Origin of the sequence: Paenibacillus sp. 22594 (genome assembly GCF_052044425.1) — a bacterium.
Lineage (GTDB): Bacteria > Bacillota > Bacilli > Paenibacillales > Paenibacillaceae > Paenibacillus_AQ.
The window spans coordinates 296,037-321,760 of the sequence record NZ_JBQENA010000003.1; the positions used below are offsets into that span (position 1 = coordinate 296,037).

A 25,724-nucleotide genomic window follows, 5' to 3' on the forward strand; every position below is an offset into this window, starting at 1 on the left:
AGCTATTAACCGGGGGACAAACTACTGCTGCAACGCAGCTTTATTACGTATTCTCTGGCTATTGGTATTCTTCCCGAAGGTGTTCGCAGTGTTCTTGCGGCTGCGCAGACTCTCCATCATTTTATTCTGGGCCAGTACAATATAACCGTCCAGCCGTTGGCTGAGCTCCAGGACTACATGGTCACTGAGACTGCGCTCCTGTGCAACCTCCAACAATTCGCATCTAAGACTCTCTATAGTAATAAATAACTCATCTTCTCTATATTCTTTTCCAAGCTCAACCGGAGAATTTTGGTAAAGGTTCACGGTTACTCACCTTCTCTCTATCAACTTCTCCCTTATCATAATTCATGATGCCAAAAAACATATTTTGAAAAAAAAGAAAAATATGTCGATCATCACACAAATAAAATTTTTATGGTTGTGCCCGTCCGGCCTCACCAGGCGGAAGATAACGCTCTCCCAGAACACCCATGGCAAAATGAATCCATTCGCGTGCCGCAAAGGACAAATAGCGGTCCCGGCGCCAGATCATGCCCAGCTGCCAGGGAATCACTGGCTCGGTCAGCGGAACCACAGCAATCCGTGTGCGGTCCATGTCCCGGCAGATGGTCTCCGGCAGAAGGGCAATGCCCATTCCCGCCTCCACCATCCGGCTGATCAAATCCCATTGCGAGCTCTCATAGACGACCTTCGGCTGAAAACCCACCTTTACGCATTCCGTTATAATCCGGTCATGGAGGGCGAAATCCTCGCGGAACAGCACAAACTCCTCCTCCGCCAATTCCCGGAGCGGTACAGAGGCGGCTCCTGCCAAGCGGTGGCCTGCCGGCACTAACAGCTCCAGCTTCTCCTCCACAAAGGTGAAGCAGTGGAATAGCGCTGTATTCACGGGCAGAACAATCGCACCGATATCGAGCAGCCCGGTCTCTACATCATCCTCCACCTTCTTGGCTCCGTCCTCATGCAGGCGGATGGTGACATCCGGGTAGCGGCGGTGAAATTGCCCGATGACTGCAGGGAAGAAGCTTGCGCCCACCATGGGCGGCAGCCCGATCCGGATATGCCCCTTCTCCAGATTGCGCAGACTGTCCAGTTCTGAGGACAGGTTCACGAATGATTCCACGATATTCTGCGCTTTGGTCAGCAGGATCTCTCCTGCATCTGTCAGACGAATGCTTTTCCCTTCACGGTAAAAGAGGTCGGCTCCCAGCTCCACTTCCAGACCCCGGATCATTTTGCTTATGGTGGGCTGGGAGATGTACAGCGATTCTGCCGCTTTGGAGAAGCTGTTCAGCCTGGCCACCTGGACGAAATACTGCAGCTGACGGATATCCAAATTTTTCGCCTCCATGTATAGATAAATGGAATGTCACTTATTCAATCTATTCATTTTACCTATGAAAGAAAAGGATGTAAACTTTCAGTAACAAGGAAAGCACACGCTGTCCTCTGAACGAAAGGAGCGAAGCCTTATGAAAAAGCTTGGCATAGGCTTGCTGCAGGTAGCCGGACTCACCGTATTTTCGATGCTGGTTAATTCCTTAACCCCATATCTCCATATTCCCATTCCCGGAAGCATCATCGGCATGATCCTTTTATTCGCACTGCTGGAATCCGGTATCATCCGTCTGAATTGGGTAGAAGTTGGCGCTTCCTGGCTGCTTGCCGAACTGCTGCTGTTCTTTATCCCTTCAGCTATAGGTGTTATGAATTATTCGAAGCTGCTTGAAGCAAATGGCCTTCAAGTGCTGGGAGTTGTGCTCGTAGGCACTTTTGCCGTGATGGCCAGTTCAGGGCTGCTAACGGGAGCCATATTTAAAGTAAAGGAGCGTAGAGGCTCATGATGACCGGACTGCTCTTGCTTGCACTGACCGTCGCTGTGTACCTGCTGGCGAAGCGAATCTACGCTTCCAGTGGCAAAATGTATACTTCCCCGCTCATCATCACGCCATTGCTGATTATCAGCTTTCTGCTGATGACGGGAATTCCCTATGAATCTTACAATGCGGGAGGAAAATGGCTTTCGGATCTGCTGCAGCCGGCAACCATCGCCTTTGCAATCCCTCTTCATAAAAACTTCAAGGTACTCAAAAAGCACGCCGCCGAAATTGCGGCAGGCGTGCTGTCAGGAACGGTTATGGCCGTGCTCTCCTCGATGCTGCTAGCCAAATGGCTGCATCTAAGCGGCGATCTGGCAACCAGTCTGGTACCTCGTTCGGTGACTACACCGATCGCCATGAGTATCTCGCAAAGTATCGGCGGCGTTCCCAGTATTACGGCAGTATTCGTGATTCTGACCGGAGTACTGGGTACACTGATGGGGCCTTCTGTCCTTCGCCTCTTCCGCATTGACAACGAAATTGCGCGCGGTGTATCGCTGGGAACCGCCGCGCACGGTACGGGCACCTCCAAGGCTTTCGAGCTGAGTTCGCTGACCGGCACCATCTCCAGTATCGCGATGATTCTGACGGCGTTGTTCTCCTTAGGGCTTGCGCCGGCTCTCCTCGCGGTTTTCCTCCACTAGGCCGCCCCGGCTTGGGCCACAAGACCTGACAGCTCTGAAGAGTTGTCAGGTCTATTTTTGTGCTTGAACTTGTTTCTCCACTGACTGTTCTTACAGTTTCACCGGCAATCCGCTCTGCGCTGATTCATAAGCTGCACATGTCACCTTCAGCGTCTTGTAGCCGTCTTCATAGTCACTGAGAATACGCGACCGGTCTCCGGTCCTTACGGCATGCAGGAAGGCTTCGCTCTCCGCAGCGTAAGGGTTGCCTGAATGGGTATATTCCTTGCTGTCGCCGCTGCGCACCTCAAGCAGACGTTCAGGATTCCAATCCAGCAGTCCTTTGTCATTATAAAAGCTAAGTCCTACCCGGCCTACTTCACCCGGCAGCACGCAGGTATTCGAGATATTCGCAACAATGCCATTGTCCAGCTTCAGCGACACCGTCCCTACATCTGCTACCGTTACGCCCTCATGCTGCTCATGCATGATGCGGTTGCCGAACATGCCGTAGACCTCTGTCACCTCTCCGCCCAGATAGCGAAGCAGATCGACGATGTGGGTGGTCTGCTCGGTAAATTGTCCGCCGGACTGCTCCTGATCGCGCCACCAGGCTACACCCGGCATGCCGCCCATCCACTGTCCGACAATCATCCCCACCTTATCACCGCTGAGTGATTTCTTCAGCCGGGCAATATTCTCCTGATAGCGGAAGTGGTAGCCAACCGAGGTCAAGAGTCCATGCTCCTTAATATCCTGCAGCAGGCTGGCCGGAATCTCTGTACTCGAGCCTAGAGGCTTTTCCACGAAAAAAGGGATATCCCTGCGGATCAGCGCCCGCTCTATCGTTCCATGAGACTGTGGAGGCACACAAATATATACCGCGTCCAGCTTGTGTGCATCCAGCATCTCTGTAATTTCTCCATACCCTTCCGCACTGTAGGCACGAGCCATCTCTTCGCCTTTTTGGTTGGTGCTGCCGCAGATGGCCTGGAGCTTTACGTCCTCCATTCCTGCCAGCAGGTCGGCATGCACCTTGGAGAACCAGCCCGTTCCTACAATCCCTATGTGTAGTGTCATCATTTTACCTCCTGTAATTCTGGATGTATGCCTTTTCAAAGATTATACCCGTTTAGGTCTGGATAAAGTAGTCCCGCCACTCTTCGGGCAGCAGGTCCACATAAGGCTGCTGCAGAAAACGATCATCTGCCAGCACGATAATACCGCTGTCACTCTCACTGCGGATCAGCCTTCCGCCTGCCTGCTGCACTTTGCACATGCCCGGATAGACATACGCATAGTCAAATCCATTCTTACCTTGAGATTGAAAATAACCGCGCAGCAGATTACGCTCCAGCCCGACCTGCGGCAGGCCTACGCCGACAATCATCACACCGTTCAGGCGGTCTCCAGGCAAATCGACACCCTCCGAGAATATCCCGCCAAGCACCGCGAAGCCAAGCAGCGTTTCCGGGTTGTCCGGACGGAAGGAAGAGAGGAATTCCTCCCGCGCCTGTTCACTCATTCCGCTGCCTTGCACCAGAGTCATAACCTCAGGGTACTTGTCCGTGAACACCTCGAAGACGTTCTGTAAATACGCGTAGGAAGGGAAAAACACAAGATAATTCCCCTTTTTTGCAGCCATCCCCCGCAGTGCATCGCTGAGCGGCACCAGAGAATAGGCACGGTCATGATAGCGGGTGGATACCGGAAGCACTGACACCTCCCACTGCTCTTTGTGAAAGGGGGAAGCTACACGCAGGCTGTAATCCTCCTCCGCCGAACCAATCATGTCCCGGTAATAGGACATGGGCGAGAGTGTCGCAGAGAAGAGAATCTGGCTGCGGAAGCCCTTGGCCATCTGCTGTAGCAGATGCGAGGGGTCCAGATTGAACAGCTTCAGCAATACATCGCCGCGCCTTACCTCTGCGTAGGTAACATACCGTTCATCATAGGTCTTGAATGTACGCAGCATGCCCTGGACCGCATAATAAGTATCCAGCAGGCTGCCTTCCTCTTCATCCGGCAGGGCTATGAGCGAAGAGGATGGACTCAGCAGCTCCAGTTCCGCTTCAGAGGCAAAAGCCTCCAGCAGCAGCGGCATCTCCTCAGGATATTCAGCCCATTGTCCCTCTCCATCTTCACTACAGCTTTTGCGCAGCGCAATGAAAAAAGCATTCACCGCCTTGGAGGCAGCACCAAGCTTGCGATTTACCGTCTTATACTGCCGCTGCAGGCTTAGAAACGGCGCCTTGGTCAGCGAGGCGGAGAACATTTCCCTGCCCCGGTCGACCAGATTATGAGCCTCATCCACCAGCAGCACCGTCTTCTTCTTCCGTTCCTCCGGCAACCGTTTCAGGCTGATCCGTGGATCATAGATATAATTGTAGTCGCAGATGACCATATCGCAGGCATAAGCTGCATCCAGCGAGAACTCAAACGGGCATACCTCATGCCTCCGGGCATATCCGGCGATGATCTCCTGTGTCATCAGGGTTTCATGCTCCAGCATGTCCAGCAGCGCCGCATTTATCCGGTCATAATAACCCTCGGAAAAAGGGCAGCCCTCCTTGCCGCATTCCTCCCGGAAGCAGGCCTTCTCCTTGGCCGTCAGGGTGATAGCGTGCAGATGAAGGCCGCTGGCAACCAGCAGCAGGACCGCTTCCTGCGCCGCAAACCGGGTAACCGTCTTGGCGGTCAAATAGAAGATACCTGACACTATCCCTTCACCCAGTGCTTTAACCGCCGGGAAAAGGGTCGACATTGTTTTGCCGATGCCTGTGGGTGCCTGGGCGAACAGATTCACACCTTCGGCAGCCGTCTTATACACTGCGGCAGCGAAATGCCGCTGACCCTGCCGATAGTCCGGGAAGGGAAAGGTCAGACTCCGGATGCTTTCATCCCTTAGCGCCCCATGGCGTATCCTCAGTTTCGCATACGGTGCATACCTTGCAACCGTGTCAGCGGCAAAGGCTGCAAGTTCTTCGCGGGTAGCCTTCCGGTACAGGCTGCGCTGCTCGTCGCTGCCCCTGAGAACATAGGTGAGCTTCACTCCTATAGAAGGAAGCTCCTGCTCAAGCGTAATCATATAGGCATACATTAGCGCCTGCGCCCAATGAACCTCCCGCCCTTCCTGGGTGGAATCCAGAGGTCCGGCAATGGATTTGATCTCCTCTACAATCAGAGTGCCATCTTCTCCGGCTAACAGTCCGTCACAACGCCCATCGATGATGAACAGCAGGTCCTCATAAGGAATTTCTGTCTTGAGATAGACCTCTTTGCGGTCTCCTTCTTTATATTGCTTCTGAATTTGCTGGTGGATACGCGTACCCTCAGCCATAGCCGCACCGCTCCGGAAACCCGGTTCCAGGCTGCCACTGCTGAAAGCATATTCCACGAGTGTTCTTACCGAAAGAAATACCTCTGCACAGTCCATGTTCCTTCCTCCTCCACCGCTAACCGCACCTTTTTCCAAAAGGGGCCATTTCCGCTCTTTTCCCACGGTATACCGCCATTAAGAGTTAATCTTCCCGGGTTCACAGGTCTACATTTCAAATTGCTCTTTACCGGGTGGCTATACGGCATTTCTGATTTTTGACAATCGTCGCCCAGCGCTGCATAATTAGGTCTATTGATAATGGAATTCTTATGTCTTGCGCTGCTTCCTCCTAGCCGGGAATTGGTGTTTATTATGCAGAAAGAAGGCGAAGCTGTGTCATCCTTAAACGTTAAACGATGGCTGATCAAACCATTCGTGTTTTTCTCCATTCTTTTTATTCTGAAGAGTTTTCTCGCTTGGGGCGTAATCTTTGGAGATTTGGTCTCCTGGAAAACACTCTTAACAGAGATTCCCTTTGTCTGGGCCTTATTTGCCCTAATCGAACGCTTCGCTTCCAAACGGAAGCTTGGCTATTACATGACGGTTAATCTGCTCGTCACCGCAATCTTTTTTGCCGCCATTATGTACTTCAAATATTACGGTGTCATCGTTACTTACCATGCGGCGGAGCAGGTCAACCAGGTCACTGCTGTACGCAACAGCGTATTTTCCCTGATGGATCCGTATTATCTGCTGATCTTTGCCGACATCATCGTCCTGGGCTTCTATTTCTTTATTAATAAGAAGGGCCGGACCTACAAGAAGGATAACATTAATCACCGTAACGGAAAACTCTCGCATAGTCTTCTGTTTGCGGTTTCCCTGGCTCTTTGCCTGTTCAATATCCTGCCCAACAAGGCCAGCATGAATGAGATCAAGAAGGCGCAGGAGATGGGCATTCTGAATTATGAGGCGTACACGATTTTTGCCAAAGACAAACCAGAGCTTGTGAATGCCAGTGAAATCACCCAGGATGCGATCAACAAGCTGAAGGGAATCGATACCGCTGCAGTCTCACCGCTTCAAGGCATAGCCAAGGGCAAAAATCTCATTATTATTCAATTGGAGTCGTTCCAGAGCTTTCTGCTGGGGCTTAAGGTGGACGGACAAGAGATTACACCGAACCTGAACCGTCTGATGGAGAACAGTCTGTATTTCCCCAACTTCTATCAAATGGTCGGACAGGGGAATACATCGGATGCCGAATTTGTAGTGAACTCTTCCTTCTATATTCCACCGCAGGGTGCGGCTACCATGGCTTATGTAGACAAAGAGCTGCCCAGCCTGCCGCGTCTGCTGCAGAACAACGGCTATCAGACAGCTACCTTCCATACCAATGATGTGGAGTTCTGGAACCGCGGTGAGCTCTACAGCGCACTCGGCTGGGAACACTATTACGACCATAAGTTCTTCGGAGACGAGGATTCCTTTTTCTTCGGACCCTCTGATGAGGCGCTCTACCGCAAGACCTCTGATAAGCTGAAGGAAATGGATACAGACAACAAACCTTTCTATGCACAGGTCATTTCGATGTCTGCCCATCACCCATTCACCATTCCTGAGGAAAAATACAAGATGAAGCTGCCAGAGCGGTATGAAGGCACTTTTGTCGGCGATTATGTCCGGTCCCAGAATTATGCGGACTATGCCTTTGGACAGTTCGTGGATGAGCTTAAGGCAAATGGGGTATGGGATAACAGCCTGATCATGGTCTATGGAGATCATATGGGGTTGCCAATCTATTCGCTGGATCATGATGACAAGGAGTTAATGACGGAAATTTACGGGCATGACTACGAATATGCAGATATGCTCAATATCCCGCTGATTGTCCATAATGAAGGGACGATTCAACCGCAAACGCTGGATCATGTCGGCGGCGAAGTGGATATCATGCCAACCGCAGCCAGTCTGCTGGGTGTATCCATGGACAACAATATTCACTTCGGACAGGACATGACAAGCCAGGCCTACAACCTGCTGCCGCAGCGTTATTATCTGCCTACCGGATCCTTTATCGCCAGCTCCGGGCTGCTGATCCCCGGCAACAGCTTTGAGGATAATACGCAGTCCCGTCTGGCCTCGGGAAACAAGGCTCCTGCCGGAACCGAGGATGAGTACAACCGCGCGCTGCGCCTGCGCCAGCTCTCGGACAGCTACGTAACGCAGCTCCCGGATAAAGCAAAGGCTGCAGAATAAGACAATCAACCAAAAGCCGTGCTCCAGTAATCGGGAGCACGGCTTTTTTGTTATAGAGGCAAGCTGTATTATTTTTATCCGGAGCGGCAATTGCCTTCCCTTTTGAGATTAACGTTCCTGCTGGTCCAGCATCAGATAATAGTCAGCCAAATTCCGCAGCTCCTCCGGCTTCAATATAGCTAGATATTCGCTAAGCAGCAGCAAGTATCGGTATCTTCCTTCCTCCAGCAGCTTTTCTCCCTTGGCGGTAAGGGTCACAATGACGGCTCTGCGGTCTTGCTCATCTGGCTCGCGCACACTAAGGCCCAGCAGTTCCAGACGATCCAGCATCACTGTTACCGCACTCGACTTGACCTCCATTTTGTCCGCAAGCTGGATCACCCGTGCATTCTGCTCCTGGGCAATCATACGAAGCAGACCAAATTGTGGCACGGTAAGACCCATCTCTTTGTGCAAGGACATCTGTGATGTGATTTTTCGCTGTACCTTCCACATGGATAATCCCAAACGTTCTACCAGCGGATCAATGGGTTGCGACATTCCTTTCAGCTCCAGTCCGTTTGTCCTTATTCAAGGGTAACATTATCACAGACCATGATTCAATGTTTTTATATATGATTTTTCTTACATTATTCGTCATTTCCCGACACAAAAAATACAATATTTTCTTACGCCGCTGATGAGCTATAATCGTAGAAGCGATGCAGAAGTATTGCTGAAAACACTAGAAACAGGGTTGGTGGTAGAAATAATGAAGCTGGCAACAAAATTAATCTGGATGATGCTTATTGTGTTGCTTTTGGTCGGGTCCTCCATTGGATTCTTTGGTTACCGCGCCGCTTATCATCAAGTGGATGAGGCTGCTGGAATCGAACTGGTGGGCTGCGCCAACATCACGACTGGCCTGATTGATCCCGCAGACATTGCGGCACTTGTTGGTGGAGATAACAGCAAGGTGGCTGCTATTGAAGACCGGATCGGCTGGATTGTGGCTCATAAGCCAATTTTTAAAGAAGCATTCATCCTTTCTCTGGACGGTAAGATTCTCGCCGCCGATGCCAGCATGAAGAAAAGAGGCTACAAAGCCGGTGATTCCTTCTACTTCACAGAAGAAGATAAAGCTATGATAACTACCATGAAGCATTCCGCATACTCCAAAGTTTATACATACCAAGACACCTCGCTCAAAACCGGATATGGCCCCATTTATCAGGATCATGATCCCAGCAAACCCATTATTGCACTGATGGCAATCAATTTCGACGGACCTTTAATTCAGGAACGGACCAAGGATATTATTGTTCAGCCTTTCATTATCGGCGCATCAATCCTGATCGTAGCCATACTTGCCGCTTATCTGGTGATTCGCCGTATGGTCAGCCCGCTTACCAAGCTGTCGGGTTCTGTGAATACCATCGCCCGAGGCGACCTTACCCATGAACCGCTGCTCTTCAAAAGCAAAGATGAAATCGGGACACTGGCCCGCAACTTCAATGATATGACGTTAAGCCTGCGAGAGCTAATCACCCAAGTGAATGACACCTCCATGCTGGTAGCTTCTTCCTCCCAGGAGCTGTCTGCCAGCGCCCAGGAGACGAACCGGGCCGGGGAACACAGCGTGAATGTTACCATTGAGCTTGCCGATGGCGCGAACACTCAGCTGAAGGACCTGGAAGGCAGCTATAAATCCGTGCAGGATATGTCCCGCTACATCGCCCAGATCGCCGACAATGCCGACAGTGCAATGGATACTGCTGCGAGCAACGCACAAAAAGCCCGTCTGGGCCGGCAATCCATTGACTCCACAACCACACAGATAGGTGTTGTGAGCGGAAGCATTCAGGATCTTTCAGACATTATCACTACACTGGGCAGCCATTCTAAGGAGATTGAGAACATTGTTGGCACGATCGCCAGCATTGCCGAAGAAACCAATCTTCTGGCATTGAATGCGGCCATAGAAGCCGCTCGTGCCGGAGAAGAGGGCCGGGGCTTCGCCATTGTCGCCGGATCCGTCCGCAAGCTGGCTGAGCGTTCCGCTAAGTCTGCCGGACAAATCGGGGAGCTGGTCAGTCTGATTATCAGCCAGATGGACAATGCCGGTGAAACGATGAGACGCTCTACGGAAGAGATGCAGCAAGGCAAGGAACTGATCGTGTCTGCCGGCCAGTCTTTCTCCGAGATCGAAACCTCAGTCTCTGACATGTCTTCCCAAAGCCAGCAGATTTCTGCGACAGTCCGTGAGCTGGGATCCATCTCAGGCGGGCTGGTAGAAGCGATTCAGAATATTGTCAGGATCTCCAATCATACGGCTGAAGGTGCCGAGACCCTCTCCGCCACTTCCCAGGAGCAGCTTGCAGCGATGGAGGAAGTAGAGTCCTCCGCGGCTTTCCTCTCATCGCTGGCGGAGAAGCTTCAGGTTCTGGTAGAGAAGTTCAAGATCTAGGAACACTATATAGATTGAACTTAAGATTCCACAAATTCGGGGGCTGGCCGTGACTGCGGGAAATGTTTGGACTTCCGGCCACTGTTATCATTGAATTTCCTTATTTGAACCGCTGATCGCGGTAGAAATTCAATGATAAAGGCGGACGCGTTCGCTCCTCCAGTTCCAAAATCCCCCTCCGTCTCTTTTCCCCTTTTTTTCATTTTCAAGTTCAATCTATATAGCCTTTCATGTACAAGCAAAAAGCGCAGAACCTCGCTGAGGTTCTGCGCTTTTTGCTGCCCGAGGCAGGTTATGCCTATGTATTGATTACGCCGTATTCTCAATAAACCATTGGCCCAGCTCGCTGACTGGCATCGGCCTTCCATAATAATAGCCCTGCATCACCCGGCAGCCCAAGGACTGCAGCAGTTCAATCTGCTCAGGTGTCTCCACGCCTTCGGCAACAACCTCCATGTTGAGATTGCTGGCGATGGCAATGATATTGCTGATGATCGCCTTTTTGGAATGCATCTTGCTCTTGCGGATGAATACCTGGTCAATCTTCAGCGTATTCACCGGAATTTCATCCAGATTACCCAGAGAGGAGAAGCCTGTACCAAAGTCATCGAGCGATACCCGTACTCCAAGGTTCTGCAGCTTGGAAAGCTGCGCTACCGTCTCTTCCATATTGTTCATAGCGATAGACTCTGTAATTTCCAATTCCAAAAAATGAGGTTCCAGACCAGAGCGGACCAGCGCCTCTTCGACCACATCATACAGGGAGCCGCCTTCAAACATCCGGGCTGACATGTTGATGGAGACGGCAACATTCGCGACCTCCGCTTTGTGCCAGAGCATATTCTGGCTGCATACATCATGCAGCATCCAGTAGGTAATCGGCACGATCAGCCCGGTTTCCTCCGCAATCGGAATGAATTCGGCAGGCGAAATAATACCGTGTTCCGGATGTCTCCAGCGCAGCAGCGCCTCCAGCCCGACGGTTACATTCATAAGAGAATCCCATTTAGGCTGATACACTACCATGAATTCCGAACGGGCAAGCGCCTTGCGCAGATCCTTCTCCAGCGACATCCTGCGTAGCTGGTTACGGTTCATTTCCTGATCGAAGACACTGAACTTATTCTTGCCGGAGTCCTTAGAGGTATACAGTGCCGTGTCCGCAGCCTTCATCAAGGCAGAACGGTCAATCCCATGGACAGGAGTCATGCTGATGCCTACGCTCGCTGTGACGTACAGCTCATTCCCCTCAATACTATAGGACTTTTTGACTTCTCCTAGGATATGCTGAGCCTCTTCCCGGGCATCTTCCATGGTGCAGACCGGAAGGGCAATCAGAAATTCGTCTCCTCCCAGGCGGAAAACCCTGCCCTTGGTACCGATCACACGCCGTAATCTCTCGGCAACCTCCTGCAGCAGCATATCCCCAATGTCATGTCCCAAGGTATCGTTAATGGACTTAAAACGGTCCAAATCAACAAAAAACACAGCACCTGAGGGCCCGCCAAAAAATTCATTCTTGAAGTACCGTTCCAGCCCATGGCGGTTCGGCAGCTCGGTCAACGGATCGTGATAGGCCATACGCTCCAGTCCGTGCCGGTCGAGAAGAACCGCGCCGCCGGATACCGCTAGCATAAATAATGTGACAAGAGAAACCCCCGTCAGCAGAATGACGTTTGTCTGGACGAGAACAGGCCTCGCACCAAGCCAGCTGTTAACATCCAAATGACTGGCCCGCAGGCTGATGTAATGCATCCCCGTAACCGCAATTCCGATGAACAGTGAGGAGTACAGCTTCCAGCGGCTGAAACCGGGATAATCCTTGAACCTGCGAAAGAGGAAAACTCCAGAATATGAGGCCAAACAGGCAACGACAACGGCTAGCCCTTGGGAGGGCATCTCATAATGGATTCTCGCCCCCATCTTCATGGAGGACATGCCCACATAATGCATAGCAGAAATCCCGCTGCCCAGAATCATACCGCTGAGGAACAAACGCCCCGTTCTCTGGCGGGGCATAGTGGCAATCCATAGCGACATATAACTGGCAAGCATGCTGATGAGCAGCGACAAAACCGCCATGCCGCCTTGATATCTAACCTCGAAGGGCAGACGGCTGGCCATTAGCCCCACAAAGTGTATAGCCCATATGCCGCTGCCAAGCACACAAGCTCCAGAGAGCAGCCACAGGCGTCTTACGTTCCCTGCCGAACGGGAAGCCTGCGAAATCAAATTAAGCGCTGAATAGGCTGCAGAAGCAGCTAGCGCAAAAGATAGTAAAACAATCCATATACTATATTGGATTCCCATTTGATCCATAGTCGACCTCTTCACCCGTTTAATTATCATCGTCGCCGCAGTAGATGTATGAATTAATAAATAATATACGAATATCAGATAAATGGAAGAGTGCGGAAAGATTATAGGCCATCCCTGAAAGTTAACTTTAGCTGTATTCTACCCTGTATTTAGTACACTGTCTAAGTAAATACTGGATTTTGCATCCTTTTTTTAGTGTCGGCAAAAAATGTCCATATTTGCGTGTCCGCATCATGCGCCGAGGGTTGGGATTTGTCCAGACTGCGAACCTTTACGCGGAAAGGCTGCGCGCCAAGCCCATACATTTACAACTGCCAAAATTACCAAATAGATGTAAACGCCCGGTGAGATAAGAGTGAACATATAATGAAGGCCCGCCATTCCCATTAGGATAAAGATCAGTACAAATCCGCTCACTGAGAACTCCTTCTGCTTCGCGGCCTCGTATTTCTCCGAGAACGGAAGCGCCGGCGGCAGCACCCGGAAGCAGATTAACGCAAATAACGGTAATGCCAGCATTACAGCGGCCAGATCCGGTAGAATCCGGGCTCCGAACAGCCAGAGGAAAACGGCCGACTCCAGAACAAACAACGGAAGCATCAGCCGCAGAAGTGCGGCCTTAAGCATTCCCCGGTACACGGGAGCTGTTTCGGGCAGCGGAATGGTTCTGTAAATCCAGGCGCCCTTGTAGCTGGCAGAATAGCGGAGCATTTGTACTACTGTCAGCAGCAGCAGCGCACTGAGATAGATGAACAAATGGGCTTTGGATTCTGTATGCACTGCCGGATCACTGCTCCACACCTGGTTGAATATGAAGATAAAAGGCAGCACTAACGATAACCCGACAGTCGGATATACCTTTAGTTTGAAATCCCGTTCATTTCTCATCATTGCCCAAGTGAACCGGAAGAACATGGCTTCTGCCTTATCCCGGCATAAAAGTTCTGACAACAGGCGGGGATAGCGGCCACTGTCTTTACCGGCAGCCCCCTGCTCCGCCAGCTTCTGCAGGCTCCGTTCGAACAGCGGCATTAGCTTAATATACGTAAACAGCAGCAGCAGCGGGATGGTGACAGCCAGTACCGCCAGCACCGTAAACTCCGTTCCCCTGCTTCCACCCACCAGTACCTCAAACGGAGCAGCAAACCAGGCAGGTGCAATGAAGTATTGCCACCAGACGGGCTGGAAGGAGCCTGTCAGGTCTGTCATATTGAACAGCCGCGGAACCAGCTGATACCCTACAACAACCCCGATGGACAAAATAATTTGGATATAGTTGATGATATCCTTGAGCTTTTCCCCGTCAAAGACCCTCATAATCAGCAAATAGAGCAGCGCGGTAATCACAAGAATAAAACCATCCATCAGCAGAATTTCCACCGCATAGATCAGAAAAAACAGCACCCCTTGTTTAAACAAGGCAACAACGAGCGAGGGAGCCGTCAAGGTCAGCGTCAGCGAAACCAGATAGATCAGAATATGGAGGCTCTTAGCCATATTCAGCGTCCTGCGGTCCACCGGCTTGGAGAACAGAATGTTCTTGTCCCGTAAATCCAGCATGACTGAAGAGAAATCAGAGATCAGGGTGGTGGTGATCATAAACATAACAGCTGCAAACAGCACACTCATGGTCATCATGTAGTTGCTATCAGGTACAACGAAGAGGATCAGCATAAGTCCAAACAATAGATAGATCCACTGTACCCGGAGCGGTGAACCCTCGGTTCCCTGTCCGCTCTTCTGTGTTCCAAGCACTGTCGGTGTCCGCCTTCCGTCCATGGTCAGCTTCACCTGCAGAATGCTGCGCAGCATCTCATAGTCCACACCAGCTCGCTTGAATACGCTCTGCAGCCGGTCGAGCAGCTTCAATACCCGGAAATCATTCATGCGGAGCACCTTCACCAAGAACAGCCACAAACTCGCCTGCGATATCCCGGTACTTATCGAATCCGGTCAGCTGATTAAAGATATCCTCAAGCGACCCCTCCCTGCTCTGTTCCTGTAGCTGTGCGAAGGTTCCGTCCGCCACAATGTCCCCGCCATTAATCAGAATAATCCGGCTGCTGATCTTCTCCACGACATCCATGATATGCGAGGAATAAAAGATCGTTTTGCCCTGCGCCGCCAGTGAAGCGAAGATTTCCTTCACCACCATGACGCTGTTCGCATCGAGGCCGCTGAGCGGTTCATCGAGGAACAGAATATCGGGATCATGCAGCATGCTGGAGATAAGCAGCACCTTCTGCTTCATCCCTTTGGAATAGGAGGCAATCCGCATATCGTAGGCCTTGTCCAGATTGAGCAGGCCCATTAGCCGTTCTGCCTTGGCATCGGCTTCGTTCCGCTTCATGCCATACAGCTCGCCAATGAACGTCAGATACTCCCGGGCGGTCAGGCTGTCATAGAGCTCGGCAATCTCGGGCACATAACCGATTCTCCGCTTGTAGGCGGTATCTCCATCCGCGATATCCCTGCCAAAAATCCGTACCGTACCCGTGTAGCCTTCCACCAGACCCAGCATGATCTTTACCGTCGTACTCTTGCCTGCCCCATTCGGTCCGATATAGCCGATAATCTGTCCCCTGTAGACTTCGAGGTCGATCCCCCGCAGCACCATCCGGTCACTGTAATTCATCCATAATCCTGATATCGAAATGACCGGTTCTTCTGTAAGTCCCATAACCTGCGCCCCTTTCAAAATTACGTTATACAATTCCATATTTATGTAATTATCAACACAAACCCTATTCTATCAAATTTCAGATCGTCCACCTATAAAGAATCGCAACATTGGAAAAAAAGAAAAAGAACGGCCGGAGGCCGCTCCATATAGAATCCCTATATTGTATTCTCACTCGGGCTTCAGAGTGATTCTCTCCCGCCGCCGTGCGGATGCAAGGCAGGTTTCAATCAGCATCATGTTCTGTACCGGGTCATCAGCGGCAACCGCTGGCTCTGCTCCAAAGACAGCTGCAGCAAAATTATCAGCCTGCCGGACGTACGGATTGGCCCCCGTTGCCCGGGCACGTCTGACTTCCCCTGCGGCGTATACAAAAAATTCAGCATCGTCAAATCTGGCATTGAAAGGCATCGGAATCTCGATCCGCCCTTCTGTCCCGAGCACCTCCAGCAGTTGGCGGTTGTAGGCCCACATGCCGCAGTCGAAGATCAGACTGACGCCGCCCGGGAATTCGACCAGCCCGGAGGCCATCATATCTACATGATCATGCTCAGGGGAAAAGATCGCCTGGACTGTAACCGCCTCCGGCTCGGAGCCGATTAACAGCCGCGCCGCAGTGAGCGGATAGCAGCCGACATCGTACAAGGAGCCTCCGCCCCATGCCGATTTGAAGCGGATATTGGAGGTGTCTTCGGCATCGTTGTAGGTAAAAGTTCCCCGTATGGACCGCAGTTCACCGATTTCGCCGCTGGCGATAATCTGCCGCACCTCGGCAATCCGCGGATGATGCCGGTACATATAGGCTTCAGCCAAATGCACCCCCGCCTTCCGGCAGGCTTCCACCATCTCTGCCGCCTCCCGGCTATTCAGGGCAATCGGCTTCTCGCACAGCACATGCTTGCCGGCTTCCGCCGCTCGGATCGCCCATTCCCGGTGCAGATGGTTCGGGAGCGGAATATATACCGCATCAACATTCGGGTCCGCCAACATTTCCTCATAGCTGCCGTAAGCCTGCGGCACGCCAAATTCCTTAGCGACGGCACTGCTTTTGTCCAGCCCCCGGCTCGCTACAGCCTGAATCACGCCCGTCTCCGATTCCTGTATGGCCGGCATGACCGATCCTGTCGCGATTTGCGCACAGCCCATGATGCCCCAACGCAGCTTTTGTGTCATCGGTGTACACCTTCCCTTGTCATAGATTTTCTGGCTGTCTCTATTGAAACAATATCACAGAATCGGGCATATCTCTATTAATGGAAGCGGTTATCACAGCAGGACATTCAGCAGAATTGCCGCACCCAACACCACAATTCGGGCCACACTCATCAGCACAAAATTTTTGACGGACAGTATGAAGGTGGTAGCCTTCTCCTGCTTGTGGGCAAACTTCGCAATATTCCGGCGCAGCGGAATCAAGGTCAGCAGCAGGAGCGCGGCCAACACCGGATTCACTCCCAGCAGCAGCAGCACGGCGAGGTCTACAAAGGAGACATAGTACAGCAGCTTAAACAGCAAAAGCGCGTTGCTTCGTCCGATATACACAGGCAGCGTGTACCGCCGGTTGTCCACATCATCCTCAATGTCGCAGATATTGTTGGCCAGCATAATTCCGGCAATCCCGAGAATCGCCGGTACGGAGAACCAGAAGAGGTACAGCACCTCCAGGATGTTAACGTGCAGACTAACCCAGCCTTCGGAGAACAGAAGCGTCACCACACTTTGATCCGAGTGAATATAGGCCGAGATGAAGATGATCACGAACCCCATAAACAGCCCGGAGAACAATTCGCCCAGCGGCATCCGTGAGATCGGTATCGGACCGAATGAGTACAGGATGCCTATCAGGAAGGACAAGCCGCCCAGCAAAAACACCAGCAGCCCGGTCTCGGCTACCAGCGCAATTCCGCCGCCCACCGCAAGCACCAGCAGGACAGCAATGGTAACAACAACCGTACTCTCTTTCAGCTTGTGGCGAACGATAGCATTATGCGTTTCATAGCCGTAACCATGAGTTTTGGCCGCTTTTTTATAATCATAATAGTTGTTGATTGCCGTTGTCGCCATGTCAAAGCTGAGCAGGGAAACGAACATCAGCGCAAAGCGCAGTACATAGAAATCCTCGAACCGGTACAAGGCGTACAAGGTTCCCAGCAAAAAAGGCAGCATGCTTGCCACCTTCGTTGGCAGCTCGACAAATCGCAAAAAACTTTTCACATTCACGTTCATACATCCTTATCTGTCAAATAAACGCGGGTTAGAACAAGGCTTATCTCCTTATATTATTATTTAATAATCATTCTCATCGAACTATTATACATCAAAATTCGACACATTAGGGAGAAAACCGCTGCAAAATATTCCCTAATCGTGGTACACTATTCAACATGGTACTTATTTCCTATTCATTTGAAATTCATTAAAGGGGAGCATCATGAAGCTACGCAAAAAAATGATCATCTTTACTTTTGTTGTTGCCTTGCTTTCCTTAGGGGTTACCTACCTGCTTCTGCACCTCATCATGCTCAACCGCTTCGAGAAGCTGGATGAAGCCGCTCTTAAGGACAGTCTTGCGGATGCACTCTCGTCCTACCAGGAGGATCTGCGGGATATGAAGACCGGGTTGCTCAATTATTCACTCCGGGATGAGACGTACCGGTTTGTAGAGCCGGGCAGCAAGGCCGAAGGTTCCGTTGCCGCAGACGACGCTTTTATCCGCAACACCTTCAATAGGACTATCTACGAGGTTAATCACTTCGATATGATTGCCCTGCTGAACAAGTCGGGACAGCCTCTATATGGAGGAATATATAATTCGAGCCTTAAGAAGATTTCCCCATTGACACCGGAGCTAGAAACGCTATTCCGGTTGATGAACAGCCGGATCCCTGCATTTTCAGGTGCAAACGACAGTAAGTCCGGGATTGTGATTCTGGATAAGGGCCCAATGCTAATTACACTCACACCTATAGTCAACAGCCTCAGAGATAAACCGGTAATTGGCACCGCCATTGCCGGAAGAATGCTGCAGCAGGAGGAAATCACCCGTGTCTGGGGAAAAGGCTCCTCCAGTATTCAAATTACAAGAGTGAGCTCAGAAATGCTGGCGCAAAGCAGGGGAAATAAACTCTGGATGAGTCCAGTCTCCAATAGCAAGATGTCGGCCCACACCATCGTAGATGATCTGTTCGGCGATCCGGGCATGGTCATCACACTGAAGGAGCCCCGCCGAATCTATGAGAGCGGGCAGGAATCCATCTACAGCTTCCGGCTATCCTTCTTTCTTATAACCATTCTTAGCTGCCTAGTGAGTCTGGTTTTCGTGAACCGCTCCATTCTGGAAAGAATGTCTTTACTGATTACGAATATCCGCGCTATTGGCAGCAGTAAGGATTTATCTATACGCATCCCCAGCACCGGAAAAGATGAATTCAGTGACGTGGAGCATGAGTTCAACCGGATGATTAATTCTCTGGAACAGGCCCAGGATGAGCTCAAGCAGCAATCCACGCTTGATCCGCTAACCCAGCTGCCTAACCGCTCGCTTTTTTTCGCGAAGCTCAACGCTGCGATTGCCTCCGTGAAGGGGAGCAGCCGGCAGATTGCGCTCGTCTTTATTGATCTGGATCATTTCAAGACCGTCAACGATACGCTTGGCCATGATTTCGGCGATGCTATGCTCAAAGAGACGGCCTTCCGGATTACACAGGCTGTCGGCCAGCATGATGTGGTGTCACGCCTTGGCGGCGACGAATTCACCATACTCCTCTCAGACATCCCCGATTCCGCAGCGATTGCCGCCCAGTTAGCGAATATTCAGGAGGCTCTCTCCATGCCTCATCATATCCAGGGACACCTCCTCTATAATACAGCAAGCATCGGCATCAGCATCTATTCCCAAGACGGGGAGGACGCCGACTATCTGGTGAAGCAGGCCGATCTGGCGATGTTCCATGTCAAAGAGACGGGGAGAAACAACATTTTTCAATATTCCAAAGACCTGGAAAAGAGTATCCGGCGCAAAAAGGTGTTGTCCCAGCTGCTGCTGTCTGCAGCGGCTAATGATGAGTTTGAGGTGCATTACCAGCCAATTCTCAGAAGTAGGGACCTGCAAGTGCATAAAGTGGAAGCCCTGCTGCGCTGGACTACTCCTTCCCATGGGCCCATTTCTCCTGCAGAGTTCATCCCGCTTGCGGAAACCAGCGGCTCCATTGTCGCTATCGGGGGCTGGGTGCTGCGGCAGGTTTGCACTGATTTACAGAAATTCCGGGAGCAAGGCATCTTCCTAACAGCTGCAGTCAACATCTCAGGAGTCCAGCTGATGCAATCCGGACTGCTGGATCTATTGCAGGGCTTGCTGAATGAATTCGGGCTGCCAGCCTCCTGCCTGGAACTAGAAATCACGGAGAGCGTGCTGGTCTCCGGAGACAGCATTCTCCAGTCGCTGCAACAGCTTAGGGCACACGGATTCCGCATTTCGCTCGATGATTTCGGTACCGGATTCTCTTCCTTGAGCTATCTGCGGCGGTTCCCTGTTGATGTAATTAAGATCGACCGTTCCTTTGTCACTGAAATGACTCCGGCTCCGCAGGGCGACGTGCTGGTCAAAGCTATTATTGAGCTAAGTCATAATCTCGGGCTGTGCGTAGTGTCAGAAGGCATTGAGCTGCCGGAGCAGTTCGATATGCTGCGAAGCCTGGGCAGTGACGAGTTACAGGGATTCTATATCAGCAAGCCCGTTAAGGCAGGGGAAATCCCTCCCTTATTGTCACAGGAAAATTCAGAAAATGAACGGTTCCTTTATAGGCAAGGTTCTGACGATATGATATGATAGGCAAGCTGATAACAGCACCCGAATCGGGTGCTGTTATCCTATGCGAACACTTTTGAAAATTGGAGGCATTTATTGTTATGTCAGCGCAATCGCCAAACACTCAATCCGTCAAAATCATCACCGCCGACCCTAGCGCCATCGGCCTGTTCGGATTGGCTATCGTTACCCTGGTTGCTTCTTCACAAAAGCTCGAAATTACAACAGGTCTCAGCTACTGCATCCCATGGGCAATCTTCCTCGGAGCCTTCGCCCAGCTGTTCGCATCCATTCAGGATGCCAAGCACAACAACACTTTCGGCATGACTGCTTTTGGAGCCTATGCATTCTTCTGGTTCGGCATGGCTGCAAGCTGGCTGATCAAGCTCGGAGTATTTGGAACAGTTCTGGCGGAAGGTGTAGATCCCAAACAGCTCGGATTTGTTTTTCTCGGATATCTGGTCTTCACACTATTCATGACGCTTGGTGCGGTAGAAGCGAACCGGGTGCTGCTTATCATCTTTGTGTTAATTGATTTCCTGTTCCTCGGTCTGACGATGGATTCCTTCGGAGTCGCTGCTGAATTCTTCCACAAGCTGGCTGCCTGCTCCGAACTGGCTATCGGCATTGTATCCCTTTACGGCTGTGGTGCATCCGTGCTTAACGCTCATTTTGGACGCACCTTCCTGCCGGTTGGAGCTCCGCTTGGGATCTTCAAAAAATAGTCTTTCAACCGCAACGGATAAATACAATCTGCTCTGAGGCAGAACGTGTTTATCCGTTTTGATTTTGTAGGATTATTGTAAGCTTCCCCCTTGCACAAAGACGATAAAAATGACATGCTATAGAAACACCTACGACATATATCGACATTTTCCTCTGGTGGGGGAGCCCGGGCGAAGCCTCTTTCAATTTAATGGCGTAGCCTTTTCTACTTGCGACAAATTTAATGATGAATTTTTTCGATATCGGAGGCAATTTATGGCTTTCATTAATAAAAAGCCCTTAACCATCATCCTCGGCTTCTTAGTCGTGCTTCAGCTTTCTCTGTTCTACTATTACTCTCTATCTGTAGAGCGGGAATACCGGGCTGAAAAAGCCGATTTGTCCTCACAAGCAGTCATGCTAACATCGAATATTGAAGAACAAGTTTCGATTGTCAAAGGCGTCAGTTCCTTTATTCAAACAGTCGGCTTTGACGCTGATCCAAACCTGATTAACCAGTATTTAGTCAACGCACACCGCAACAATTCAAACAACGTTATGAATATCATGATCGCTCCTGACGGCCTCATCCGCTATTTATATCCTCTCCCCGGCAATACAGCGATTCTGGGCAAGAGCCTGCTGCTGGATTCGGCACTCTCCTCACCTGGAATGATACAGGAAACGATCCGCTCCCATGGCATTACCATAGACGGACCACGGATACTGGCTCAAGGTGACTACGGTATGGTGATCAGGCAAGCCATCTACAAAAACAGCGCATTTGCTGGAATCGTCTCCGTCACTTTGAAGATTGACAATATTGTGGACCAGCTTCCGTTGAAGAATACCCAAATTTCAGTTACTGCAGACGACCATACCTTTCTGTTTGGCAGCTCTTCCCCTACGGAAGAAAAGCAGCTTACAGTTCCTGTTACTGTTTACAATCAGCACTGGCTCATGAGCATCCCCGTACCCTCACAGAAGAAATGGGAGGTTCTGCGCAGCGTGCTCTGGATCGATATCGCCTTTTTGCTTGTCATCGCATTTATTCTCTACATCTTTTGGCATCAGAGCCGCTTCAACCGTGAACTGGAACGGGTGGTCAGCATCCGTACACGGGATCTGCGCGTATCTAAACGTCTGTATGAGAAGCTTGCGCATTACGACAGTCTCACTGAAATACCTAACCGGCGTTATTTCATGGACGAATTCGAACGCTTGCTGCAATCTGCAGAGCTGACCCAGACCTACACGCTGTTCTTTTTCGATCTCAACCGGTTCAAGGAAATCAATGATACCCTGGGACACTCCATCGGGGACCAGGTGATCAAGACCCTTGCCAGCCGGCTGAAAAGCGGCCCGCTGCCCTTCAAACTGTTCGCGCGCACCGGCGGTGACGAGTTCGTCATGATCTTCGCCGACCTGCCCCGGGAGGACATTCGCGTCATAGCCGGCCAGATCAGCGGGCTGATCTCGGAGACGCTGCTTATTTCCGGCGCGCATTTGAGCTTATCGACCAGTATAGGTGTCTCCCTGTATCCGGAGCATTCACTGAACAAGGATGATCTGCTGAAGTTCGCAGATATGTCGATGTATCAGGCTAAAACACTGGAAGACGCTAATTTCTTTATCTTTGATTGGGAACTGCGCGAGAAGCTGGAGCAGAAGACGATGATCGCCAAATATCTGCATTCCGCTCTGGAGCGTGAAGAATTCGTGCTTCATTATCAGCCGCAGATCAACGCCATTACCGGTAAAATGATTGGCATGGAGGCGCTGATCCGCTGGAACCATCCCGAGAAGGGCCTGATCGGACCGGGGACCTTCATTGCTGCCGTAGAAGAAGCCGGACTGATGATCCAGCTTACAGACTGGGTCATCCGCGAGGTCTGCCGCCAGCTCTGTGAGTGGAGAGCGATGGGCTTGCCGCTGCTTCGGACCTCGATCAACATCTCCAACAGCTGGTTCTACAACCGTAACCTGATCGAGAATCTGCTTGCCGTTCTTGACCATTATGGACTGGAGACAAGTGTGCTGGAGTTCGAGATTACAGAGAGCACTGCCCTCCTCGAAGAGCATTATCCGCTGCTGCAGCAGATGCGCGATCATGGCATCATCGTCTCGATCGACGATTTTGGAACCAAGTATTCATCACTGAACTACCTGAAGCATTTTCCCGTGAACAAAATTAAGATCGACCGCACCTTTATTACTGGCATCGGCGTAAGTTCGATTGATGAAACGATTATCAAATCCATTGTATTCGTCGCATCTCAGCTCGGTTATGATCTGATCGCCGAAGGTGTGGAGACGCAGGAACAGCTTGAATTCCTGATTAAGCATAATTGCCCGCATATCCAGGGCTTCTTCTTCTTCCCGCCGCTGCCTCCCGAAGATATTCATAAGGTTGCTTCATAAGCTATAGCCAGTATAATAAGAAGAACCGGCTGTGCCGTCCTTCAAGGGGCGGTGGCAGTCTGAAGTTAAGCCGAAAGGATTTTGAGAAACATGAATACGCTAACAACACCGGAATGGATTGCAACTATTGCCTTCGCTCTAATTCTTGCCCTAATCGCATTTCGCGTCATCCGCGGTATGCCGAATATGGCTGGAAATATTACTGCTTTCCGCAAAAGAACCTTGGTCTGGACACAGGTCGCGCTTGTGCTGACGGTTCTCCAGCTCAACTTCAAGGCAGGGGACTGGCGTTTTGGGATCATTCTTGGCCTCATTGTGCTGTTCACCGGCAGCATTTGGCTGGCCGCCCGCCATTATGACTTGCGCCGTCCAGAGGTTGTTGAATCTGCCGAGCAGGATGCAGGCAAAGAATAGCAGAAGCTGCAGACTTCCACCCTATCATCCTATTAGCAGCTCCCGGCAGGGGGCTGTTTTTGTATAAAGATAAGAATTCATATGCTTTTCGCAATACATTATCCTCATCTTCTCGCTCTACTTGGTCAAGACTCAATGGACGCCAAATAAGTTTCCGTTCTACAAATATTTTAAATTTGTTGTTCTATACCGTATATTCTATGTACAATAAGCTAAAACAAACATTCTCAAGTTTACGTTCGATTAGGGAGGGATTCTGTGACACACAAAAACAGCCACGGGGTCTACGGCTTCCGCTTCAGCGAGCCTGACCGTCTGTCACTCTACAATCTTTTCGCAGTCGGACACGAAATCGTGACGGACTCCTCCTATCACTGGAACGGCATGAGCCGTACGGATGGACCACTGCTGCTGTTCCAATATACCGTAGAAGGACAGGGAATGTTCGAGACGGAGCTGGAGACTCACCGCATCGGGCCGGGACGGGCATTCCTGACTGAAATCCCCGGCAGCCACCGTTATTATCATCCCGGTGATTCAGTGCCATGGGAATTTTATTTTCTGCTCTTCAGGCCGAAGCTCCTCCTGCCTCTCTGGGAAGACATTAAGTCCAAGCTCGGAGCCGCTCCGGCCATTGTCCCCGGCAGCAGGCCGATCCGTATCCTGCGCGACATTGCCCGCGAAGCCCATTCGGGGAGAATTTCAGATCCCTACATGGCCTCCTCCCTGTTGCATCAATTCATGATGGAGCTCGGCAGACTCTCTCTGGGCAGACCACGGGACGCAATAGAATGGCCCGCAGCTATTCGGGATTCCGTCCAATTCATCGAAACCCATTACAGCTCCATGATCGGCCAGGAACAGCTTGCCGGACAAATGGGACTCTCCAAATTCCACCTGCTGCGTACATTCAGCAAATATGTCGGCCTGACTCCCAATGAATACTTGAATCGGACCCGGATTGAACGCGCTGTAGAACTCCTCGGAACCACCGATTGGAGCATTGAGACTATTGCTTCCCAAGTCGGATATTCCAGCGGCAGCTATTTCATCAAGGTCTTTCAAAAGCTGACGGGCCAGACTCCAGGCTCTTTCCGGTCCGGAAACGGCGGGTTGAATTACAGCCGTCTCTTTTTCTGAGCTCTATCCCCCTACGCAATTTCATACAAATAAACCCCTTATTTTATTGTGGAATTCAGTTTTCAAGGAAGCATACTTCTTCCCTCTATAACCATACTAAAGACATCTTGGCTATCCATGGAGGGATAAGAGGAATGGGTAAACGAATGAACCTGCTGATGTTCAGCGGGGAGTATGACAAGGCCATGGCGGCGCTGATTCTAGCTAATACCGCCCGGGATATTGACGTCGAGGTCACGATGTTCTTCACGTTCTGGGGATTGTTCCTGGTCCGCGATCCGGACAAAATGACACTGGAGGATAAAACGATTTACGAAAAGCTCATGGATGTGATTACCCCTAAGGGGCCGGAGCAGCTTCCGCTCTCACGGATGAATTTCAGCGGTCTCGGGAAGATGATGCTGGAGGAAATGATCGAGGATCAGGGAGCGCCGAAGCTGATTCACTTTTTGAAGGGAGCCCGCAAAAAAAACATCAAGTTCTACGCCTGCAAGCTGAGTGTTGAAATTATGGGCTTCAAGCCGGAGGAGCTTCTGCCCGAGGTCGAGATCATTGATGCCGCCACCTATCTGAAGGACGCGCTTGAAAGCGATATGCAGCTGTTCATCTAGCCAGATCCTTTCCGACTGGCTCTGGGCTTTAACCTATTTCTGCAAGCGGGCATATACTGGGGCCATAAGTAGAAACGGCTTCGCCGGCCATTTAAGG

General features: G+C 51.0%; 20 protein-coding genes. 10 read left to right on the forward strand and 10 right to left on the reverse strand.

Annotated elements, in window-relative coordinates:
- Positions 1-21 precede the first annotated feature (21 nt).
- Positions 22-306, reverse strand: coding sequence for a Spo0E family sporulation regulatory protein-aspartic acid phosphatase (locus ACTJKB_RS12035; protein WP_440834219.1), 285 nt, complete (start codon positions 304-306; stop codon positions 22-24).
- Positions 307-415: 109 nt separating this feature from the next.
- The gene (gene cidR / locus ACTJKB_RS12040) at positions 416-1,339 is read right to left on the reverse strand and encodes a cidABC operon transcriptional activator CidR (protein WP_440834746.1); all 924 of its coding nucleotides are present in this window, start codon (positions 1,337-1,339) and stop codon (positions 416-418) included.
- A gap of 136 nt (positions 1,340-1,475) precedes the next feature.
- Here cidR and ACTJKB_RS12045 point away from each other — a divergent pair, with 136 nt between their 5' ends.
- The gene (locus ACTJKB_RS12045; RefSeq protein WP_074087383.1) at positions 1,476-1,847 is read left to right on the forward strand and encodes a CidA/LrgA family protein; all 372 of its coding nucleotides are present in this window, start codon (positions 1,476-1,478) and stop codon (positions 1,845-1,847) included.
- Entirely contained in the window at positions 1,847-2,527 is a 681-nt protein-coding gene (locus tag ACTJKB_RS12050; protein WP_440834747.1) for a CidB/LrgB family autolysis modulator, read from the forward strand. Before ACTJKB_RS12045 ends, ACTJKB_RS12050 begins: the two co-directional genes overlap by 1 nt.
- Positions 2,528-2,617: 90 nt before the next feature.
- On the opposite strand, the gene ACTJKB_RS12055 is transcribed toward ACTJKB_RS12050, so the two are convergent.
- Both ACTJKB_RS12055 and ACTJKB_RS12060 read right to left on the reverse strand, forming a co-directional pair.
- The gene (locus ACTJKB_RS12055) at positions 2,618-3,586 is read right to left on the reverse strand and encodes a Gfo/Idh/MocA family protein (RefSeq protein ID WP_440834221.1); all 969 of its coding nucleotides are present in this window, start codon (positions 3,584-3,586) and stop codon (positions 2,618-2,620) included.
- A gap of 52 nt (positions 3,587-3,638) precedes the next feature.
- Entirely contained in the window at positions 3,639-5,942 is a 2,304-nt protein-coding gene (locus ACTJKB_RS12060) for a helicase C-terminal domain-containing protein (protein ID WP_440834223.1), read from the reverse strand.
- Between the two features lie 255 nt (positions 5,943-6,197).
- Between ACTJKB_RS12060 and ACTJKB_RS12065 the strand changes: the two genes are divergently transcribed.
- Complete coding sequence (locus ACTJKB_RS12065; protein ID WP_440834748.1) at positions 6,198-8,084, forward strand: LTA synthase family protein; 1,887 nt, start codon at positions 6,198-6,200, stop codon at positions 8,082-8,084.
- A 108-nt stretch (positions 8,085-8,192) separates the two neighbouring features.
- On the opposite strand, the gene ACTJKB_RS12070 is transcribed toward ACTJKB_RS12065, so the two are convergent.
- Positions 8,193-8,624: a MarR family winged helix-turn-helix transcriptional regulator gene (locus ACTJKB_RS12070; protein ID WP_440834224.1), complete on the reverse strand. Its 432-nt coding sequence runs from the start codon at positions 8,622-8,624 to the stop codon at positions 8,193-8,195.
- A 211-nt stretch (positions 8,625-8,835) separates the two neighbouring features.
- Here ACTJKB_RS12070 and ACTJKB_RS12075 point away from each other — a divergent pair, with 211 nt between their 5' ends.
- A complete protein-coding gene (locus ACTJKB_RS12075; protein WP_440834225.1) occupies positions 8,836-10,530 on the forward strand; it encodes a methyl-accepting chemotaxis protein in 1,695 nt (564 codons plus the stop codon).
- 309 nt (positions 10,531-10,839) lie between these two features.
- Here the strand turns inward: ACTJKB_RS12075 and ACTJKB_RS12080 are convergent, their stop codons facing one another.
- From ACTJKB_RS12080 to ACTJKB_RS12100, 5 genes are all read right to left on the reverse strand, one after another.
- Positions 10,840-12,849 (reverse strand): putative bifunctional diguanylate cyclase/phosphodiesterase, encoded by a 2,010-nt coding sequence (locus tag ACTJKB_RS12080; protein ID WP_440834226.1) that lies wholly within the window; start codon positions 12,847-12,849, stop codon positions 10,840-10,842.
- A 231-nt stretch (positions 12,850-13,080) separates the two neighbouring features.
- Complete coding sequence (locus ACTJKB_RS12085; protein WP_440834227.1) at positions 13,081-14,736, reverse strand: hypothetical protein; 1,656 nt, start codon at positions 14,734-14,736, stop codon at positions 13,081-13,083.
- A complete protein-coding gene (locus ACTJKB_RS12090; protein WP_074111370.1) occupies positions 14,729-15,529 on the reverse strand; it encodes an ABC transporter ATP-binding protein in 801 nt (266 codons plus the stop codon). The genes ACTJKB_RS12085 and ACTJKB_RS12090 overlap by 8 nt, the downstream gene beginning before the upstream one ends.
- A 171-nt stretch (positions 15,530-15,700) precedes the next feature.
- The gene (locus ACTJKB_RS12095) at positions 15,701-16,702 is read right to left on the reverse strand and encodes a Gfo/Idh/MocA family protein (protein WP_440834229.1); all 1,002 of its coding nucleotides are present in this window, start codon (positions 16,700-16,702) and stop codon (positions 15,701-15,703) included.
- Positions 16,703-16,795: 93 nt separating this feature from the next.
- On the reverse strand, positions 16,796-17,749 hold the full coding sequence (locus tag ACTJKB_RS12100) for a 1,4-dihydroxy-2-naphthoate polyprenyltransferase (protein WP_440834231.1): 954 nt from the start codon (positions 17,747-17,749) through the stop codon (positions 16,796-16,798).
- A 211-nt stretch (positions 17,750-17,960) separates the two neighbouring features.
- Here ACTJKB_RS12100 and ACTJKB_RS12105 point away from each other — a divergent pair, with 211 nt between their 5' ends.
- From ACTJKB_RS12105 to ACTJKB_RS12130, 6 genes are all read left to right on the forward strand, one after another.
- Positions 17,961-20,357 (forward strand): EAL domain-containing protein, encoded by a 2,397-nt coding sequence (locus ACTJKB_RS12105; protein ID WP_440834233.1) that lies wholly within the window; start codon positions 17,961-17,963, stop codon positions 20,355-20,357.
- An 80-nt stretch (positions 20,358-20,437) separates the two neighbouring features.
- Complete coding sequence (locus tag ACTJKB_RS12110; protein ID WP_440834235.1) at positions 20,438-21,061, forward strand: acetate uptake transporter; 624 nt, start codon at positions 20,438-20,440, stop codon at positions 21,059-21,061.
- 256 nt (positions 21,062-21,317) lie between these two features.
- A complete protein-coding gene (locus tag ACTJKB_RS12115) occupies positions 21,318-23,462 on the forward strand; it encodes a bifunctional diguanylate cyclase/phosphodiesterase (protein ID WP_440834237.1) in 2,145 nt (714 codons plus the stop codon).
- Positions 23,463-23,552: 90 nt separating this feature from the next.
- Positions 23,553-23,876 carry a hypothetical protein gene (locus ACTJKB_RS12120; protein ID WP_440834239.1) on the forward strand — a complete coding sequence of 108 codons (324 nt, stop codon included), beginning with the start codon at positions 23,553-23,555 and terminating at the stop codon, positions 23,874-23,876.
- Between the two features lie 258 nt (positions 23,877-24,134).
- Complete coding sequence (locus ACTJKB_RS12125; protein ID WP_440834240.1) at positions 24,135-25,016, forward strand: AraC family transcriptional regulator; 882 nt, start codon at positions 24,135-24,137, stop codon at positions 25,014-25,016.
- A 134-nt stretch (positions 25,017-25,150) separates the two neighbouring features.
- Positions 25,151-25,627 (forward strand): DsrE/DsrF/DrsH-like family protein, encoded by a 477-nt coding sequence (locus tag ACTJKB_RS12130; protein ID WP_074087401.1) that lies wholly within the window; start codon positions 25,151-25,153, stop codon positions 25,625-25,627.
- The last annotated feature ends 97 nt before the right edge of the window (positions 25,628-25,724 follow it).

What these genes read in the sequence shown, in the direction of transcription:
- ACTJKB_RS12045 (WP_074087383.1), top strand. Translation starts at nt 1,476, where the DNA reads ATGAAAAAGCTTGGCATAGGCTTGCTGCAGGTAGCCGGACTCACCGTA.
- ACTJKB_RS12050 (WP_440834747.1), top strand. Translation starts at nt 1,847, where the DNA reads ATGACCGGACTGCTCTTGCTTGCACTGACCGTCGCTGTGTACCTGCTG.
- ACTJKB_RS12055 (WP_440834221.1), bottom strand. Translation starts at nt 3,586, where the DNA reads ATGACACTACACATAGGGATTGTAGGAACGGGCTGGTTCTCCAAGGTG.
- ACTJKB_RS12060 (WP_440834223.1), bottom strand. Translation starts at nt 5,942, where the DNA reads ATGGACTGTGCAGAGGTATTTCTTTCGGTAAGAACACTCGTGGAATAT.
- ACTJKB_RS12065 (WP_440834748.1), top strand. Translation starts at nt 6,198, where the DNA reads ATGCAGAAAGAAGGCGAAGCTGTGTCATCCTTAAACGTTAAACGATGG.
- ACTJKB_RS12070 (WP_440834224.1), bottom strand. Translation starts at nt 8,624, where the DNA reads ATGTCGCAACCCATTGATCCGCTGGTAGAACGTTTGGGATTATCCATG.
- ACTJKB_RS12075 (WP_440834225.1), top strand. Translation starts at nt 8,836, where the DNA reads ATGAAGCTGGCAACAAAATTAATCTGGATGATGCTTATTGTGTTGCTT.
- ACTJKB_RS12080 (WP_440834226.1), bottom strand. Translation starts at nt 12,849, where the DNA reads ATGGATCAAATGGGAATCCAATATAGTATATGGATTGTTTTACTATCT.
- ACTJKB_RS12085 (WP_440834227.1), bottom strand. Translation starts at nt 14,736, where the DNA reads ATGAATGATTTCCGGGTATTGAAGCTGCTCGACCGGCTGCAGAGCGTA.
- ACTJKB_RS12090 (WP_074111370.1), bottom strand. Translation starts at nt 15,529, where the DNA reads ATGGGACTTACAGAAGAACCGGTCATTTCGATATCAGGATTATGGATG.
- ACTJKB_RS12095 (WP_440834229.1), bottom strand. Translation starts at nt 16,702, where the DNA reads ATGACACAAAAGCTGCGTTGGGGCATCATGGGCTGTGCGCAAATCGCG.
- ACTJKB_RS12105 (WP_440834233.1), top strand. Translation starts at nt 17,961, where the DNA reads ATGAAGCTACGCAAAAAAATGATCATCTTTACTTTTGTTGTTGCCTTG.
- ACTJKB_RS12110 (WP_440834235.1), top strand. Translation starts at nt 20,438, where the DNA reads ATGTCAGCGCAATCGCCAAACACTCAATCCGTCAAAATCATCACCGCC.
- ACTJKB_RS12115 (WP_440834237.1), top strand. Translation starts at nt 21,318, where the DNA reads ATGGCTTTCATTAATAAAAAGCCCTTAACCATCATCCTCGGCTTCTTA.
- ACTJKB_RS12120 (WP_440834239.1), top strand. Translation starts at nt 23,553, where the DNA reads ATGAATACGCTAACAACACCGGAATGGATTGCAACTATTGCCTTCGCT.
- ACTJKB_RS12130 (WP_074087401.1), top strand. Translation starts at nt 25,151, where the DNA reads ATGGGTAAACGAATGAACCTGCTGATGTTCAGCGGGGAGTATGACAAG.